The organism is Streptomyces sp. NPDC034670 (assembly GCF_055574875.1).
Genome location: NZ_JBVITR010000154.1, coordinates 1 through 1,031 on the forward strand (window position 1 = coordinate 1; position 1,031 = coordinate 1,031).

At 57.1% G+C, this 1,031-nt stretch carries 1 rRNA gene; it reads left to right on the plus strand.

Features of this window, described 5'->3' with window-relative positions:
- A 23S ribosomal RNA gene (locus ACZ56B_RS32915) occupies nt 1–1,029 on the plus strand; the annotation flags it as partial.
- Between the last annotated feature and the right edge of the window lie 2 nt (nt 1,030–1,031).

Below are 1,031 nucleotides of genomic sequence, written 5' to 3' on the forward strand. Positions count from 1 at the left end.
GGGCGAAGCTGAGAACTTAAGCGCCAGTAAACGGCGGTGGTAACTATAACCATCCTAAGGTAGCGAAATTCCTTGTCGGGTAAGTTCCGACCTGCACGAATGGCGTAACGACTTCTCGACTGTCTCAACCATAGGCCCGGTGAAATTGCACTACGAGTAAAGATGCTCGTTTCGCGCAGCAGGACGGAAAGACCCCGGGACCTTTACTACAGTTTGATATTGGTGTTCGGTTCGGCTTGTGTAGGATAGCTGGGAGACCGTGAAGCCCGGACGCCAGTTCGGGTGGAGTCGTCGTTGAAATACCAGTCTGGTCGTGCTGGATGTCTAACCCGGGTCCGTGATCCGGATCGGGGACAGTGTCTGATGGGTAGTTTAACTGGGGCGGTTGCCTCCTAAAGGGTAACGGAGGCGCCCAAAGGTTCCCTCAGCCTGGTTGGCAATCAGGTGGTGAGTGTAAGTGCACAAGGGAGCTTGACTGTGAGACCGACGGGTCGAGCAGGGACGAAAGTCGGGACTAGTGATCCGGCGGTGGCTTGTGGAAGCGCCGTCGCTCAACGGATAAAAGGTACCCCGGGGATAACAGGCTGATCTTCCCCAAGAGTCCATATCGACGGGATGGTTTGGCACCTCGATGTCGGCTCGTCGCATCCTGGGGCTGGAGTCGGTCCCAAGGGTTGGGCTGTTCGCCCATTAAAGCGGTACGCGAGCTGGGTTTAGAACGTCGTGAGACAGTTCGGTCCCTATCCGCTGTGCGCGCAGGAGTCTTGAGAAGGGCTGTCCCTAGTACGAGAGGACCGGGACGGACGAACCTCTGGTGTGCCAGTTGTTCTGCCAAGGGCATGGCTGGTTGGCTACGTTCGGGAGGGATAACCGCTGAAAGCATCTAAGCGGGAAGCCTGCTTCGAGATGAGGGCTCCCACCCACTTGATGGGGTAAGGCTCCCAGCAGACGACTGGGTTGATAGGCCGGATATGGAAGCACGGTAACGTGTGGAGTTGACCGGTACTAATAGGCCGAGGGCTTGTCCTCAG